Source organism: Elioraea sp., from assembly GCF_051860475.1.
Classification (GTDB): Bacteria; Pseudomonadota; Alphaproteobacteria; order Acetobacterales; family Acetobacteraceae; genus Elioraea.
In genome coordinates this window covers 24,365-40,699 of the sequence record NZ_JBHYDW010000001.1, presented here as the reverse complement: position 1 = coordinate 40,699, position 16,335 = coordinate 24,365, and the positions used below count along the sequence as shown (strand labels likewise).

The following is a 16,335-nucleotide window of genomic DNA, read 5'->3' as shown; positions in this document are numbered from 1 at the left end:
CCAGGCTCCGTGCTCGTTCTGCCGCTGTCAGGCCCGCATCCGGGGCCGTCCGGACGCCCCGGGCACTGGTCCCGGTCACGCGTGGCGTGACACGGCCATGAGAACGCCGCGAGGGCAATCGCCCTCGCGGCGCCCGAACGTTACGTCAGTTCCACTTCGCGCGGTACCAGCGCGGCATCTCGTCCGGATACGGGGTGAACTCGAGATCCCGCGTGTGCGCGTAGTATGACACGTACGTGAACAGCGGCAGCCAGTAGGCCTGCTCGGTCGCGCGCTGGATCACGTTGCGATAGGCCGCCAGCCGCTTCTCGGTGTCGTTGGTCGATCCGCCCTCCTCGAGCCAGCGATGGATGTCCGGATCGCGCGAGTAGTCGTCGTTCGCCCCGCGGCCCATGAAGTTCGGCATGATCGCGGAGACGTCGTTGATCGAGTAGCTGCCCCAGCTGCCCATGTAGAGCGGCGTCGTGCCGGCCCAGGATCGCTGGATCACGGCCTGCACCTGGAGCTGGCTGACCCGCGCGCGGATCCCGACCGCCTGGAGGTAGCCCTGCACCGCGGCCGTCCACTGCGCGGGCTGGATGTAGCTGACGAGCTCGGTGTCGAAACCATCGGGATAGCCGGCCTCGGCGAGCAGTCGCTTCGCCCGCTCGGGGTCGTACTTGTAGACCACCGCAGCCTCCTGATCGCAGCCGAACTGGGTCGGGAAGCACGGCGCGTCGGGCACGCGCGAGCCGCCGCGCACGAGGCGCTCGGCGATCTCCTGCCGATTCACCGCGTGCCAGATCGCCTGCCGCACCTTCTGCTTGGTCAGCGGGTTGCCTTCGCCGGTGCGTCCCGCCGCGTCGATCATCAGGAACGCGACGCGCATCGTCTCCTGCTGCTGCGCGGTCAGACGCGGGTGCTGGCGGATGCGCTCGAACTGATCGGGGTTGAAGTTCCAGATGTAGTCGGCACGACCGGCGAGCAGCTCCGTCATTTCGGTCGCCGCATCGGGCACATAGCGGATCTGGATCTTGCCGATCGCCGGGCGCGGCTTGGGTGCGCCCTGGTAGTAGTCCTCGAACCGCTCAAGATCGACCTGGCGCGCCTGATCCACGCGCGCGATCCTGTACGGCCCGGTGCCGACCGGTGCACGGCTGAAGCCCTCGGGGCCGACGCGCTCGCGGTACGCTTTCGGGTAGATCGGCGTGACGAAGGCCAGGTACTGCAGCGCGGCGGGGAACGGGGCCTTGAGGTGCAGCCGCACGGTGAAGTCGTCGATCTTCTCGGCCCGCTCGATCCAGCCGTAGTTCGCCGGCGTGGCGACCTTGCTCTCCGGGTTCGACACCAGGTTCAGCGTGTAGACCACGTCGTCGGCGCTGAACGGGTCGCCGTTGTGGAACTTCACGCCGCGGCGCAGGTCGAACTCGATGGTCTTGTCGTCGATGAAGCGCCAAGCGGTGGCGAGGGCCGGCTTCAGCACGAACCCGTCGGGGTCGCGATAGATCAGGCCATCGAAGGTCTGGTGCGTCAGGATCAGGCCCGAGCGCAGCGAGTTGTAGTACGGATCGACGTTCGTGACCGTGCTGCGCTCGACCACACGCAGCGTATCGGCCGATTTCTGCGCGACCGCAGGCATCGCGAAGCCCGCGAGCAGCGTCGCGGCGAGCAAGGTGCGTCGTAGGGTCATTGCCGTCTCTCCCTGGATTGCGTGGCGGAGATGCTACCCTCCCGCGGCGCCGAGCAACAAGGGCGGGGGCGAGGCGCTGTCACGCGCGCGGCTCCGCCGGTGACGCGAGACCCTTCCGCTGACCCGCCCCGCGATCAGCCCCGCGATCAGCCCACGTGCCGCGCCGCGATCAGGAACTCCCGGTTCCCCTCAGGCCCGCGGATCGGGCTCTCCGCCACGCCGAGCACGCGCCAGCCCGGCCGGTCAGCCCACCACGCCGCAATCGCCGCGCACACCTCCTGATGCACAGCACCGTCGCGAACCACCCCGCCCCTGCCGACCCTCCCGGGCCCCGCCTCGAACTGCGGCTTGATCAGCGCTACCGCCCAGGCCCCCGGCGCGCACAGCGCGAGCCCTGCCGGCAGCACCGTGCGCAGCCCGATGAACGAGGCATCGCAAGTCAGCGCGCCGATGTCCTCCGGCACGTGCGCGCGTGTCAGGAACCGCGCATTCAGCCGCTCGTGCACGACCACCCGCGGATCGGTACGCAGTTTCCATGCGAGCTGCCCATGCCCGACATCCACCGCATGCACCCGCTCGGCGCCGCGCGCCAGCAGCACATCCGTGAACCCGCCCGTGGAGGCGCCGATGTCCAGGCACACCAGGCCCAGCGGCGACAGCGCGAAATGGTTCAGCGCGAAGTCGAACTTCACCCCGCCGCGGCTGACCCAGGGATGGTCCTGCCCCCGCACCTCCAGCGGCAGGTCGGGCGCCACCTGCATCCCCGCCTTCTCCAGCCGCCGCTCGCCCGAGAACACCTTGCCCGCGAGCACCAGCGCCTGGGCCCTGGCGCGCGACTCGACCAGGCCCCGCTCCACCAGAGCCGCATCCAGCCGCTGCTTCACGTACGCCCTCCTAGCGGACCTCGTTCTCCAGCACGCCGATCCCCTCGATCGCGGCCGCGATCTGGTCGCCGGGCTTGAGGAGGCGCGGCGGCGTCATCGCATAGCCCACCCCCTCCGGCGTGCCGGTCATGATCACGTCGCCCGGCTCGAGCGTCAGCCCGGCCGAGAGCACCGACAGGATCGCGGGGATGTCGAAGATCATCCGGCTGGTGCGGCTGTCCTGACGCGGCTCGCCGTTGACCGTGAGGCTGATGCGCAGGTCCGGCGGTTCGGGCAGATCGCCCCGCGGCACGATCCACGGCCCCATCGGGCAGGACCGGTCCAGGCCCTTGCCCTTGAACCACTGGCCGTGCCGGCGCTGGAGATCGCGGCCGGTGATGTCATTGCCGATCGTGTAGCCGAACACGTGCTCGAAGGCGCGCTCGCGCGGGATGTCCGCCCCGCCCGTGCCGATCACCACCACGAGCTCGACCTCGTAGTCGAGCGCCTTCGTGACGCCCGCGTGGTTCGGGACCCAGTCGCCGGGGCCGATCACCACGTTGGCAGGCTTGGTGAAGAACTGCGCGTGTTCGGGCACGGAGGTCTCGCGCCCGGCGGCGCGGTCGCCCTCCGCCACATGGTCCAGGTAGTTGCGGCCGACGCAGAACACGTTCTTCCGTGGCCTCGGGATCGGCGCGAGCAGCCGTGCCTGCTCGCTCCCCACGACCGCGCCGACGGGCGGAGACGCCGCAGCCTTCGCCAGCACCGGCCCGACGCGGTCCCACGCCTCGATGGTCGCGATCATGTCGGCGAGCGGAGCCGGATCGCCGCCGGATGCGCGGAGCGCCGCTGCGCCGTCGAGCACCGAGCCGCCATCCAGGACCACACCCACGCACGGCGCACCCCCGGTGCTGTAGGTCGCGAGCCGCATGGTCATCCGTACTCCCCCGACAGGTTGATGCGGCGAGTGTGCCTCAACGGCGGCCGGAGTCACGAGGCAGTGGGCACCCTCGTTGGTAGACAAACTCAACTTCTCCAATAATGTCGTATGATTTATGAATCATCCACGCATCATCCATCGCCTGTCTGTTTCACTGCCCAAAGAATCCTTGGTGTTGCGAGCGGCGCGGGGGCTGTGCCGCAGGAAGGGGGGTGACATGAGCATTCGCCATTGGTTGTGCGCCGCGTCCACGCTTGCGATCGCGGCCACCTTGCCGCCATCCGCACAGGCTGCCTGTCCGGCGCCGGGCACGCCGAACATCACCTTCACGGGCGATGCCCAGTGCACGCCGGGCGGCCCCCCACCAAGCCCGCCGGGCGACGATCTGCGGGCGGGCCACATTCCCGGCCAGTCCGGCGCGATCAGCGTCACCGGCGGGGCGGTGATCCAGCTCGACAGCACCGCACCCCCGGGCGCGAACAACGGCCCGTTCATGGTGATCGGCCGGCAGCCGGGCGCGGTCGGCAGCGCCGTGATCTCGGGCGCGGGCTCGGCGATCCAGCTCAACGGCAACAACCATGGCACCTCGGCACAGGTCGGGCGCGAGGGCACCGGCAGCATCACCATCGAGAACGGCGGCGCGCTCAGGGTGCTCGATCCAACGGCTGCGCCCGGCTCCCACACCACGGCCGGCGAATCGGTGTTCGTCGGTCGGAACGGTGGCACAGGCACGCTCAGCCTCAACAACGGCACGCTCACGGTCGACAGCGGATCGGGCGCCTATATCTTCCTCGGCGAGGGTGCCGGCACGGGCGTCCTCACCGCAACCAACGGCTCGGCCATCACGCTGCGTGACCGAGCGGCCACGGTCGGCGGCGGCGATGCGGGTTTCGTGGTCGGCCGGAATGTCACCGCCGCGCCCGGCACGAGCGTCGGGACCGTCACCATCACCAACTCCGCCCTGGCGATCCAATCAGACAGCAATTTTTCGATCTTGAGTGTCGGCCGGGAGGCCGGAACGATCGGCACGATGGTCACGACCGGCGCCACGGTGTCGCTTCAGGGTGCTGCCGGGGCGACCGGGATTCAGGTCGGCCGCGACGCCGGCTCGACCGGCACGCTGACATTCGGCAACTCCACGGTGTCGGTCCAATCGACCCTGGGTGATGCCTTCGTGACGGCGGCGCGCGACGGAACCGGATCCATCACCGTGCAGGGCGCGGCGACGTCCCTGCAGATCGGCGCGGCGCAGTTCGCTGACATCATCGTCGGCCGCAATGCCGGCTCGAACGGCTCGATGGTGATCCGCGACGGCGCCTCGGTCAGCGTCGCCCACACCAACGCATCGGGCCTTGCGACGGCGACGGTCGGCCGGCTCGACGGCTCGAACGGCAACCTCTCGGTTCGCGACAACGCGACGCTCGATCTCGGCGGCCGGAACGCCGTGCTTCAGGCCGGACGGGAGGCGGGCTCGTCCGGATCGATCCTGGTGGACAGCGGCGCGACCGTAACGCTTTCGGGCACGACCGAGTCGACGCTCCTCTTGGGCCGCTTCGCCGGCGCGACCGGAAGCCTCCAGGTGGCCTCCGGCGGCCAGGTGATTCTCTCCGGACCGCTCGCACGCGTCCTGGTGGGCGCGCCGATCGAGGCGGGCGGCACGCTGCTGCCGAATGCCACCGCCGGCATGGGTTCGCTGACCATCAGCGGTGCCGGCTCCCTGGTCTCGGCGGATCGCATCGTCGTCGGCGCGCCGGTGAGCCTCGCGGGCTCGACCAGCGACGGCGGCACGGTGATCGTCTCCAACGGCGGCACGCTGCAGGCGGGCGAGGTGCGCATCGGCACCTCCGGCCTGGTCGGCGGGTCGGGCGGCACCATCATCGGCAACGTCGTCCTCGACGGCGGCACCCTCGCCCCAGGCGCCTCGCCCGGCACGCTGAACATCGTCGGCGACCTGACCGTGCTCGACGGCATCCTCAAGATCGAGATCGGCGGCACCGGCGCGGGCCAGTTCGACGTGCTCAACATCACCGGCACGACGATGATCGCCGGCGGCACGGTGCTGTTCGAGTTCATCGACGGCTTCGCGCCCACCGCCGGCCAGACCTTCGACTTCTTCTCCGGTCCGAACGCGCCGACCGTCGCCGCTGGCGTCACCTTCGCGGTCGGCGGGCTCCAGGCCGGGTTCCAGTTCGACCTCTCCGGTCCCGCGCTCACCTTCGTCGCCCTGACCGACGGCATCTCGACCACCGTGCCCGAGCCGGCGAGCGCCGCGCTGCTGCTGGCCGGTCTGCTCGGCTTCGCCGCGCTGCGCCGCCGCGCCGCCTGACCGGCCTCTCCTGCATGTGTCCGCGGCAGCTATGCCGCGGACACATGGCCTGACAGCCCGGTTCGGACTGCCGCATTCACGCGCTGTTGCGTATTGTAGGAGGGCATCGCTCTGCGGCTCGGCCGGAAGGCCGCGCCCGGCGGTGTAGTGTCCGCGCCTGCCGCCCGGCGCGCGGCCCAGGGACCCGGCCCGGCCCGGGGCCGGGAGAAGACGATGGCAAGCCTGAACCTCGACGCGTTCCTCGACGGCATCCCGCCTGGCGACTCGATCTACGTCGCCGGGCTCTATGACCGCTGGACCTCCGATCCCGGCAGTGTCGAGCCTGGCTGGGCGGCGCTGTTCGGTGCGCTCGCCAATGGCGGGATCGGCGGCGCGAACGGCGCCGCGCTGGCGGCCCGGCCGCGGCCGGCGGCGGCGATCCCGTTCGAGGAGCTGCGCAGCTCCACCCTCGACTCGATCCGCGCGCTGATGCTGATCCGCGCCTATCGCGTGCGCGGCCATCTGGAGGCGCAGCTCGACCCGCTGGCCCTGAAGATCCCGAGCGCGCATCCCGAGCTCGACCCGGCCACCTACGGCTTTGGTCCGGCCGACATGGACCGGCCGATCTTCATCGATCACGTGCTCGGCTACGAGAGCGCGACGCTCCGCCAGATCCTCTCGGTGCTGCGCGAGACCTATTGCGGACCCGTCGGCGTCGAGTTCATGCACATCCAGGACCCCGATCAGAAGGCCTGGATCCAGCAGAAGGTCGAAGGCGCACCCTGGCGGTCCGCCTTCGACGCGCACGCCAGGCGCGAGATACTCGAGCGGCTGACCGAGGCCGAGGGCTTCGAGGTGTTCTGCCAGAAGAAGTTCGTCGGCACGAAGCGCTTCGGGCTCGAAGGCGGCGAGAGCGTGATCCCCGCCGTGCGCACCGCGATCGAGGTTGCGGCCGAGGCCGGCGTGGTCGAGGTCGCGATCGGCATGCCGCATCGCGGCCGGCTGAACACGCTGGTCAACATCATGAAGAAGCCGTTCTCGGCGGTGTTCAGCGAGTTCCAGGGCAATCTCTCCAGCCCCGACGACGTGCAGGGCTCGGGCGACGTGAAGTACCACCTCGGCACCAGCGCTGACGTCGAGATCGCCGGCCGGCAGGTGCATCTCTCGCTCCAGCCCAACCCCTCGCATCTCGAGGCGGTCGATCCGGTCGTGGTCGGCAAGATCCGCGCCAAGCAGGACATGATGGGGGACCGCAAGACGCGCCGTCGCGCCATGGCGATCCTGATGCACGGCGACGCCGCCTTCGCCGGCCAGGGGCTCGTGGCCGAGACACTGGCGATGAGCCAGCTGATCGGCTACCGCACCGGCGGCACCGTGCACTTCATTGTCAACAACCAGATCGGCTTCACGACGGTGCCGGCGCACGCCTATTCGGGCCTCTACTGCACCGACATCGCCAAGTCGATCCAGGCGCCGATCCTGCACGTGAACGGCGACGACCCGGAGGCGGTGGTGTTCTGCGCGCGCATGGCGACCGAGTTCCGCATGACCTTCGGCGTCGATGCGGTGCTCGACATCGTCTGCTACCGCCGCCACGGCCACAACGAGTCCGACGAGCCGGCCTTCACGCAGCCGCTGATGTACAAGGCGATCCGCGCGCAGAAGACCACGCGCGCCAGATACGCCGAACGGCTGGCGGCCGAGGGCGCGCTGAGCGCCGAGGAGGCCGTGGCGATCCAGGCACGCTTCACCGCCGCCCTCGACGAGGCGTTCGAGGCGTCGCGCACCTACAAGCCCAACAAGGCCGACTGGCTGGAGGGCAAGTGGGCCGGGCTCGCGCCGGGCGGGATCGAGGACGAGGCCAAGGACTGCGGAACGGGTGTGGCGCTGGAGCGGCTTCGCGAGGTCGGCGAGGCGCTGTGCCGCGTGCCGGTTGGGTTCGACGTCAACCCGAAGATCGCTCGCCAGCTCGACCAGAAGCGCGAGTCGATTGCCAGCGGCGAGGGGATCGACTGGGCGACGGGCGAGGCGCTCGCCTTCGGCACGCTCATGCTCGAGGGCCACAATGTGCGGCTCTCGGGCGAGGACGTGCAGCGCGGCACCTTCAGCCACCGCCACGCCGTGCTGATCGACCAGACGACGCAGGCCGAGTACACCCCGCTCAATCATCTGCGTGAGGGCCAGGCGCGCTTCGAGGCGTTCAACTCGCTGCTGTCGGAAGCCGGTGTGCTCGGCTTCGACTACGGCTACTCGCTCGCCGATCCCTCCACACTGGTGCTGTGGGAGGCGCAGTTCGGCGACTTCGCCAACGGCGCGCAGGTGATCATCGATCAGTTCATCGCGTCCGGCGAATCGAAGTGGCTGCGCATGAGCGGGCTCGTGATGCTGCTGCCGCACGGCTATGAGGGCCAGGGGCCGGAACATTCCTCGGCGCGGCTCGAGCGCTACCTCCAGCTCTGCGCCGAGCGCAACATGCAGGTCTGCAACTTCACCACGCCAGCGAACTACTTCCACGCGCTGCGCCGCCAGCTCAAGCGCAACTACCGCAAGCCGCTGATCGTGATGACGCCGAAATCGCTGCTGCGTCACAAGCTCGCGGTCTCGACGCTCGACGAGTTCGGCCCCGGCGCCTCGTTCCGCCACGTCATCCCCGAGATCGACCCGATCGCCGAGGACGAGGCGGTCAAGCGCATCGTCTTCTGCACCGGCAAGGTCTATTACGACCTGCTTGCCGCACGGCGCGAGGAGAGGATCGACACCGTGGCACTGGTGCGGGTCGAGCAGCTCTATCCGTTCCCCTCCGTCAGCCTGCCGAAGGTGATCGCGCGCTACCCGAACGCCGAGATCGTCTGGTGCCAGGAGGAGCCGCAGAACATGGGCGCCTGGACCTTCATCGACCGCAGGCTCGAGGAGGCCGCGGCGGCGGCGGATCGGCGCGCGCGGCCGCGCTACATCGGCCGGCGCGAGGCGGCGAGCCCGGCGACCGGGTTCTACAAGGTGCACAATGCCGAACAGGCCGCCCTGGTCGAGGAGGCGCTGAGCGCCTGAGCCCCTCCGTCGGGGCGCGGCAGCAGGACCCGATCAAGGTCTATTGACCCGCCTCCGCGGCTCTCCGACAAGAGCGGGCCCAGGGAGGATCAGGATGCTCGCTCGCCGCTCGCTCATTGCCGCCGCCGCGCTCGCGCCACTCGCCGCCCGCGCACAGGACGCCTATCCGTCGCGGCCGATCCGCATCGTGATCGCCTATCCGCCCGGCGGCTCGACGGATGTGCTCGGCCGCGCGATCGCGCAGCGGCTCTCGGAGATGTGGAACGGCGCGCCGGTGGTGGTGGAGAACCGCGCGGGCGGCGCGGCGATCATCGGCACCCAGGCGGTCGCCCAGGCCGCCGCGGACGGCTACACGCTGGCGCTCGGCAACAACCAGACGCATGCCTCGAACCAGGCGATGGCGCGCACCCTGCCGTATCACGCGATCGACAGCTTCACGCCGATCGCGCGGCTGGCGTCGGTGCACCATGCGCTGATCGTGCCGGCGAACGGCGCGAAGACGTTGCAGGAGCTGGTCGCCAAGGGCACGAATGGCGGTCGCGTGACCTATGCCTCGACCTCGGTCGGCAGTGCGAGCCACGTGATCGGCGAGAGCCTGGCGCGCCGGTTCAGGATGGACGCGACGCATGTGCCCTATCGCGGCGGCGCGCCGGCGGTGACCGACACGGTGGCCGGCGTGGTGGACTACTTCATCTCCACCTGGCCGCAGGTCGTTTCGCTCGTGCGCGACGGCCGGCTGCGGGCGCTCGCGATCGGCGCGCCCGCGCGCATCGCCGATGCGCCGGATGTGCCGACCTTCGACGAGGCGGGCGCGCCGGGCGTCTCGGTCGATGCCTGGTTCGGCTTCTGGGCCCCTGCCGGCACGCCGGCGCCGATCGTGGCCAAGCTCGCCGAGGCGTTCGTCGCGATCGTCAACGAGGCGCCGATGCAGGAGCGGCTGCGCGGCATGGGGTTCAACGCCGCGCCCCTCGGACCGGCCGAGTTCGCGGCCTTCCAGCGCGAGGAGGTCGCGCGCTGGCAGGCGCTCGTGCAGCTCACCGGCATCCGCATGGAGTGAGCGCGTGCTGTTCCGGCCGCTGCCGGACGGATCGGCGCTCGCGATCAGCCAGCCCGCGCACGCCTGGATCTCGGGCCAGCTCGCGCGCGCCTGGGGCGGGGCGGTGGCGGGTGTCGATCGCCTGCCGGAGCTGTTCATCCTCGCCGCCGAGCAGCACGACATCGGCTGGCTGAAGTGGGAGGCCGTGCCGACGCGTGATCCCACGACGGGACGTCCCTACGACTTCGTTGCGCTGCCACGCGATCAGCACACCGCGCTGTGGTCCGCCGGCGTCGAGACCGCCGCTGCCTCCTACGGCCCGCTTGTCGCACTGCTCGTCTCCCTGCACGGGCTCGCGATCTACGCGCTGACCCCGGACGAGACGCGCACGCCGGAGGATCTCGCCGCGGTGCGACGCTTCCGCGCGGAGCAGGAGACGATGCAGGGGCATCTCCGTCCGCAGACCGCGGCGAGCGATGCGGAAATCGCCGATCAGCGCGCGATCCTGCTGGCGCTCGACCTGATGTCGCTGGTGATCTGCGGCGCGATGGGACGCAGCCCGCGCCGGACGCCGCCCGTGCCGCTCGCCGGCGAGATGGCCCGGCTTGCGCTCGCGTTTCCCGGCGACGACTGGGATCGGCTCACGGTTGATCCGTGGCCGTTCAGGGAGGCGAGCGTCACGGTCGCCTGCCTCGCGCGCCACCTGCCGCACGGCGGGTTCACCGACGAGGCGACGATGCGCGCGGCGCTCGCCGCCGCGCCCGTCATGCCGATCACGGCGACGCTGACGCCGGCGTAGCGGCCTCGGCCGCGAGCAGGGCTGCGAGCGCCTCGCGCAGTGTCACCGTGCCGCGCAGGGTCTCGCCCACGCCCGGCTCATAGGGCATCGTGCCGGCGTTGATCGCGTCGTTCAGCGCGACGATCGCGGCTGCGTAGTCCTCGCCGAGACCTGCGTCGGTGAGGGCCGCGTGCCAAGCGTCGCGCGGCACCGGCACCGCCTCGACAGGCCGGCCCAGCAGCTCCGCGAAGGCGGCCGCCGCATCCGTCGGCGCATAGGCGCGCGGCCCGATCAGGTTGACGATCGGCGCGTGCCGGCCGGGGTCGACCAGCAGGGAAGCGGCCACACGGCCGATGTCGCGCACCGAGACCATGTCGATCGCCGCGTCGAGCGGCAGCAGCATGCTCGGCAGCACGCCGGCCTCGCGCACGGGAGCGAGCACCTCGGCCCAGTTCTCCATGAAGTAGGTCGCGCGGAGGAAGGTCACCTGCGCGCCTGTCTGCCGCAGCGCATGCTCGAAGTCGTAGAGCGTCCGCACCGCGCCCGTGCCCTCGGCAAGATGCGCGCCCTGCGAGGAGAGCGCGACCACGCGGGCCACGCCCGAGCGGCGCACCGCCGTGGCGATCGACTCGGATGCCGCCCGCGCGGCACCCAGATAGTCGGCCGCGTGCGGCTGCGGCGGGTTCAGCACGAACACGGCCTCTGCGCCGGTAAAGGACGCGGCGAGCGCGGCGACGTCATCCGTCGCCGCGACCGCGAGCGCCGCGCCCCGCGCGGCGAGGTGCTGCCCCTTCGCCGGATCGCGCAGGATCGCGCGTGCATCCCGCCCCTCGCTCAGCAGTGCGGCGATCGCTGCCCCGCCCGTCTGACCTGTCGCACCCATGATCGCGTACATTCCACTCTCCGCTGCAAGGCTCTGGTCGAGCGCAGGTGGACCGACGGTTCCTGATCGACAAGTACGCACAGTGTTTATACCGTCCTCGCATGTCGAGACCGTTGCGCGCCGCATCGCTTGCCGTCGCCGCCTGCCCCGTCGAGGCAACCGCCGCAGTGATCGGCGGCAAGTGGAAGGCGGTCATCCTGTTCCAGCTCACCAGCGGGCCGAAGCGGTTCAACGAGTTGCGCCGGCGTGTGCCGGAGATCACCCAGCGGATGCTGACGCTGCAGCTCCGCGCGCTGGAGGCCGCCGGGGTCGTCAGCCGCACCGTGCATGATCACGTGCCGCCGAAGGTCGAGTATGCGTTGACGGAGCGTGGCTGGGCGCTCGGACCGGTGTGTGACGCGATGTGCGCTTGGGGCGAGCGCTACGGCGCGAAGCCAAAGTCGCGCGCTACCCCTTCTCCCAGCCGCGCTCGGTCTGGCGCCAGTAGGTGAGCGCGTGGCCCGCTTCCTTCGCCGCCGCCCAGCGCTGCCGCGCTGCCGCCACCGCCGCCTCGTCGCGGCCGTCGAACAGGTCGAACACGCGCTCGAACGCGTCGAGCCGCGCACTCTGCGCCCCTTCGACGAGGAACAGGTGCCGCGCCCCGTTCGGCGCCTCGTCGTCTGTGGTGAGCCAGATCGGCTGACGATCGGCCTCGCCGGTCGAGCGCGTGCCGTGCGGCAGCCAGTCGGGGTCCGAGCAGAGCCAGAGCGCGGTGTCCAGCGCGGCCACGCGCTCCTCGCTCGCTGCCTTCACGACCGCCCGCCCGCCGGTCGCGAGCACGCGGCCAAGCAGTTTCGGCAGCGCGACATCGAGGCTCGTGCGCGTCAGGTGGTAGAAGCCGATCTCAGCCATCCTCCGCCTCGAAGCGGAGCGAGACGAGCCGGTCGAGCAGGCGCACACCGAAGCCGGACGCCCCCTCCGGCCCCAGCGCGTCGGCTTCGTGGCGCAGCTCCACACCGGCGATGTCGAGATGCGCCCAGGGCGTATCGCCGACGAAACGGTGCAGGAACGCGGCGGCGTGGCAGGCATCGGGCTGGAACCGTTCGGCGACGCAGTTCTTCACGTCGGCGATGTCGCTCCTCAGCGCCTCGCCATAGGCCTCCTCCAGCGGCATCGGCCAGAGCTTCTCGTCCACCGCCTCGCCCGCAGCCGCGAGTTGCGCGGCGAGCGCGCCGTCAGAGGCGAACAGTCCGGCGCGGTGGTTGCCCAACGCGACCACGATCGAGCCCGTCAGTGTTGCAAGGTCGATCATCGCCGCCGGCCGGAGCGCGCGCCGCGTCCAGGCGAGGCAGTCGGCCAGCACCAGCCGCCCTTCCGCATCCGTGTCGATCACCTCGATCGTCGTGCCGTTCACCGCGCGCACGACATCGGAGGGGCGCTGCGCCTCCGCGCCGATCATGTTCTCGACCAGCCCCAGCACGGCGACGGCCGGCGCGGGCGAACGGCGGCGCGCGAGCGCCAGCATCGCCCCCGCCGCGGCGGCGGCACCGGCCATGTCCGCGCGCATCTCCCACATCCGGTCGGCGGGCTTGATGTCCACGCCGCCGGTGTCGAAGGTCACGCCCTTGCCGATGAACGCCACCGGCGGCGCGTCGATCGTCCCCTTCCAGCGCAGCACCGCGAGGCAGGGCGGGTTGGCGCTGCCGCGGGCGACGCCGAGCAGCGCGCCGAAGCCCTCCCGCTTCAGCCAGGCGCCATCACGGATCTCGACCTTCAACCCCTCCTCCGCGAGCGCGCGCAGCCGCGCGGCGAAGGTGGTCGGCGTCAGCCGATTGGATGGCTCGGCGACCAGGTTGCGCGCGAACAGCGTTCCGGTGACGCCCGGCGCGAGCGTTTCCCAGATCGCCCCTGCCGCGCGCTTGTCGTGCACGATCACATCGAGATGGACGAGGTGCTTGGGTTCGTCCGCATCCTCGCGCGTCTTCAGCGCCTCGAACCGCCAGGCGCGCAGGCAGGCACCGACCGCGGCCTCGGCGGCCAGATCCGGCGTGAGGTCGCGCGCATCGAGCACGAGCCGCTTCGACGCGATCGCTGCGGCCGCCGCCCGTCCGCCGGCGCGGCGCACCGAACGCGGCGTCGCCTCGCTGCCCATGCCGGCGAGCACGGTCAGCCGTCCGTCGGCATCGCGGCCCGTGGCCACCTCGTCCGCGCGGCCGGCAAAGCCGATCGCAGGAGCGAGAATGTCGGCATGCGCCCCCGCCTCGGTCAGCAGCCGCGCGCGCGCTGCGGTCTCGTGGCGCAGCCGGTGGCGGAAGCGGACCGTCAGCATCGCCGCCGCCGCGCCGCGGGCCTCAGCCCTTCTCGTGGTGCTCGGCGACCAGCCGGTCGAGCAGCCGAACCCCGAACGCGGTGGCACCCTTGGGCACGCAGGGCTTGTCCTTGCTGCTCCAGGCCGTGCCGGCGATGTCAAGATGCGCCCAGGGCTTGCCGTTGACGAAGCGCTGGAGGAACTGCGCCGCCGTCACCGCGCCGCCCGGCCGTCCGCCGATGTTCTTCATGTCGGCGATGTCGGATTTCAGCATCTTGTCGTAGGCCTCGCCGAGCGGCATGCGCCACACCCCCTCGCCGGTCGCTTGACCCGCGGCGATCAGCTTCTGCGCGAGATCGTCGTCGTTCGCGAAGAGGCCGGCGTTCTCGTGGCCGAGGCTGATCACGATCGCCCCGGTCAGCGTGGCGAGATCGACCATGAAGGCCGGTTCGAACCGCTCCTGGCAGTACCAGAGCACGTCAGCCAGCACGAGCCGGCCCTCGGCATCCGTGTTCAGCACCTCGACGGTCTGGCCGGAATAGGTCTTCACCACGTCGCCGGGCCGCTGCGCCGTGCCCGAGGGCATGTTCTCGACCAGCCCGACGATCCCCACCGCATCGACCTTCGCCTTGCGTCCGGCGAGCGCGGCCATCAGCCCGACCACCGTGCCCGCACCGGCCATGTCCCACTTCATGTCCTCCATGCCGGCGGCCGGCTTGAGCGAGATGCCGCCGGTGTCGAAGGTGACGCCCTTGCCGATGAATGCGACCGGCTTCGCGGCCTTGGCCGCGCGCTTGCCCTTGGCCGCCGTGCCGCCCGCGCCGTGCCCCCCGGCGCCGGAGGCGCCATGCCACTGCATCACCACCATGCGCGGCTCGTTCGCCGAGCCCTGGGCCACGCCAAGCAGCGCGCCGAAGCCGAGCTTCTTCATCTCCTTCGGCCCGAGGATCTCGACCTCGAGGCCAAGCTTCGCGAGCGTGCGGCAGCGCTCGGCCATCTCGACGGGGTTCAGCACGTTCGGCGGCTCGGCGACCAGTTCGCGGGCGAGGAAGACGCCTTCCGCGACGCCCTTGAGCGGCACCCAGGCCGCGCGCGCCTTCGTCGCATCATCGTGCGCGACCACGAGCCGCGCCAGCTTCGGCTTGTCCTCGGCCTTCTCGGTGGTGCGGTACTTGTCGAAGCGCCAGGCGCGCAGCACCGCGCCGAGTGCGGCCTCGGCGGCGCGCGCGGGGGCGGCGGGCCCGACCTCGAGCACGGCCGCAGCCTCGGTCGACAATGCCGCGGCCGCCGTGCCGCCCGCCTCCTCGGTGGCGCGCCCGTCCGCCTCCTCGCGCTTGCCGACCCCGACCACGACCACGCGCGAGAGCCCGGCACCCGGAGCGAGGATCGTCACCGTCTCGTTCTTCTTGCCCTTGAACGAGGCGGCGGTGAGGGCGCGGCTGATCGCGCCGGCGGTCGCCGCATCGGCTGCGGCGCCCAGTCCCGTCGGGTTCTCACCCTCGCCAAGCAGCAGCGCGAGCGCGCCCTTCTCCGGCAGGGCGGGCTTGGCGAAGGTGATGTCGAGCATGCGGTGATCCCCGGGGTTCGTGCGTGACCACGGACTGTAGCAAGCGTGCCATGCTTTGCCATGCCCGGACGTCGGGGCTAACACCAATCCATGACGGATCAAGAATGCCTGGAACTTGTCGCACGACTCGCCCTCGCCGCGGCGGACGCCATCATGGCGGTACGCGAGAGCGGCATCACGGTCACCCGCAAGCTCGACCGCACGCCGGTGACGGAGGCGGATCACGCGGCGGAGGCACGGATCGTCACCGGATTGCGCGCAGCCACGCCGGCGATCCCCGTGATCGCCGAGGAGGAGGTGGCGGCCGGCCGGATCGAGCGGCCAGGCGAGCGGTTCTGGCTGGTCGACCCGCTCGACGGCACGCGCGAGTTCGCCGCCGGACGCGACGAGTTCGCGGTCTGCATCGGACTGATTGAGCGCGGGCGCCCCGTTCTCGGCGGGGTGGCGCTGCCGGCCACGGGGGAGCTGTTCCTTGGCATCCCAGGCCAGGGCGCGTGGAAGCAGGACAGCGCGGGCCGTCGGCCGATCGCTGCACGCGCGGTCCCGCCCGAGGGGCTGACCGTGTTCGCCTCACGCCAGTTCGCCGACGATCCCCGGCTGACGGACTACCTGGCCGAGCGGCCGGTCGCGCGGATCGTCAATGCCGGCTCGGCGGTGAAGTTCTGCCGCGTCGCCGAGGGCATGGCGGACCTCTATCCGCGGTTCGGCCGGACCATGGAGTGGGACACGGCCGGACCTCAGGCCGTGGTGGAGGCGGCAGGCGGGTCGGTGCGCACGGCCGACGGCGCGCCGCTGGGCTACGGCAAGCCGGGCTTCGCCAATCCCGACTTCGTCTGCCGGGGCGTCGCGTGACCGAGCGACTTCCCGCGGATGCGGCGGGGATCACCGAGGCGGCGCGGCTGCTGCGGGCCGGAAGGCTGGTCGCCTTTCCGACCGAGACCGTGTACGGCCTCGGCGGG

13 protein-coding genes and 1 pseudogene are annotated in these 16,335 nt (G+C 71.1%); 7 read left to right on the top strand and 7 right to left on the bottom strand.

Translation table 11 applies throughout. From position 1 onward, the window contains the following. Positions 1–145: 145 nt before the first annotated feature. The 3 genes from ACTIFU_RS00175 to ACTIFU_RS00165 form a co-directional block, all read right to left on the bottom strand. Positions 146–1,669: an ABC transporter substrate-binding protein gene (locus ACTIFU_RS00175; RefSeq protein WP_439576247.1), complete on the bottom strand. Its 1,524-nt coding sequence runs from the start codon at positions 1,667–1,669 to the stop codon at positions 146–148. A 146-nt stretch (positions 1,670–1,815) separates the two neighbouring features. Next, positions 1,816–2,553, bottom strand: coding sequence for a TlyA family RNA methyltransferase (locus tag ACTIFU_RS00170; RefSeq protein WP_439576246.1), 738 nt, complete (start codon positions 2,551–2,553; stop codon positions 1,816–1,818). Positions 2,554–2,563: 10 nt separating this feature from the next. Beyond that, entirely contained in the window at positions 2,564–3,469 is a 906-nt protein-coding gene (locus tag ACTIFU_RS00165; RefSeq protein WP_439576245.1) for a fumarylacetoacetate hydrolase family protein, read from the bottom strand. 220 nt (positions 3,470–3,689) lie between these two features. On the opposite strand from ACTIFU_RS00165, the gene ACTIFU_RS00160 reads away from it, so the two are divergent. From ACTIFU_RS00160 to ACTIFU_RS00145, 4 genes are all read left to right on the top strand, one after another. Then, complete coding sequence (locus ACTIFU_RS00160; protein ID WP_439576244.1) at positions 3,690–5,798, top strand: PEP-CTERM sorting domain-containing protein; 2,109 nt, start codon at positions 3,690–3,692, stop codon at positions 5,796–5,798. 213 nt (positions 5,799–6,011) lie between these two features. Continuing rightward, a complete protein-coding gene (locus tag ACTIFU_RS00155; protein ID WP_439576243.1) occupies positions 6,012–8,825 on the top strand; it encodes a 2-oxoglutarate dehydrogenase E1 component in 2,814 nt (937 codons plus the stop codon). A 94-nt stretch (positions 8,826–8,919) separates the two neighbouring features. Beyond that, complete coding sequence (locus tag ACTIFU_RS00150; RefSeq protein ID WP_439576242.1) at positions 8,920–9,882, top strand: Bug family tripartite tricarboxylate transporter substrate binding protein; 963 nt, start codon at positions 8,920–8,922, stop codon at positions 9,880–9,882. 4 nt (positions 9,883–9,886) lie between these two features. After that, positions 9,887–10,660 (top strand): DUF3891 family protein, encoded by a 774-nt coding sequence (locus ACTIFU_RS00145; RefSeq protein WP_439576241.1) that lies wholly within the window; start codon positions 9,887–9,889, stop codon positions 10,658–10,660. Here ACTIFU_RS00145 and ACTIFU_RS00140 read toward each other — a convergent pair. Further along, positions 10,635–11,534 carry an NmrA family NAD(P)-binding protein gene (locus tag ACTIFU_RS00140; protein WP_439576240.1) on the bottom strand — a complete coding sequence of 300 codons (900 nt, stop codon included), beginning with the start codon at positions 11,532–11,534 and terminating at the stop codon, positions 10,635–10,637. The genes ACTIFU_RS00145 and ACTIFU_RS00140 overlap by 26 nt on opposite strands. Before the next feature lie 35 nt (positions 11,535–11,569). Between ACTIFU_RS00140 and ACTIFU_RS00135 the strand changes: the two genes are divergently transcribed. Further along, the gene (locus ACTIFU_RS00135; RefSeq protein WP_439576239.1) at positions 11,570–12,013 is read left to right on the top strand and encodes a winged helix-turn-helix transcriptional regulator; all 444 of its coding nucleotides are present in this window, start codon (positions 11,570–11,572) and stop codon (positions 12,011–12,013) included. Here ACTIFU_RS00135 and ACTIFU_RS00130 read toward each other — a convergent pair. The 3 genes from ACTIFU_RS00130 to ACTIFU_RS00120 are packed head-to-tail and all read right to left on the bottom strand — an operon-like array spanning position 11,970 to position 15,376. After that, positions 11,970–12,413 carry a DNA polymerase III subunit chi gene (locus ACTIFU_RS00130; protein WP_439576238.1) on the bottom strand — a complete coding sequence of 148 codons (444 nt, stop codon included), beginning with the start codon at positions 12,411–12,413 and terminating at the stop codon, positions 11,970–11,972. The genes ACTIFU_RS00135 and ACTIFU_RS00130 overlap by 44 nt on opposite strands. Then, positions 12,406–13,830 carry a leucyl aminopeptidase gene (locus ACTIFU_RS00125; RefSeq protein WP_439576237.1) on the bottom strand — a complete coding sequence of 475 codons (1,425 nt, stop codon included), beginning with the start codon at positions 13,828–13,830 and terminating at the stop codon, positions 12,406–12,408. Before ACTIFU_RS00125 ends, ACTIFU_RS00130 begins: the two co-directional genes overlap by 8 nt. 22 nt (positions 13,831–13,852) lie before the next feature. Next, a complete protein-coding gene (locus tag ACTIFU_RS00120) occupies positions 13,853–15,376 on the bottom strand; it encodes a leucyl aminopeptidase (protein WP_439576236.1) in 1,524 nt (507 codons plus the stop codon). A 90-nt stretch (positions 15,377–15,466) separates the two neighbouring features. On the opposite strand from ACTIFU_RS00120, the gene cysQ reads away from it, so the two are divergent. Together cysQ and ACTIFU_RS00110 are read left to right on the top strand one after the other, a co-directional pair. Further along, the gene (cysQ, locus tag ACTIFU_RS00115) at positions 15,467–16,228 is read left to right on the top strand and encodes a 3'(2'),5'-bisphosphate nucleotidase CysQ (RefSeq protein WP_439576235.1); all 762 of its coding nucleotides are present in this window, start codon (positions 15,467–15,469) and stop codon (positions 16,226–16,228) included. Beyond that, a pseudogene (locus tag ACTIFU_RS00110) lies at positions 16,225–16,335 on the top strand (L-threonylcarbamoyladenylate synthase); the annotation flags it as partial. The gene cysQ and the pseudogene ACTIFU_RS00110, both read left to right, overlap by 4 nt.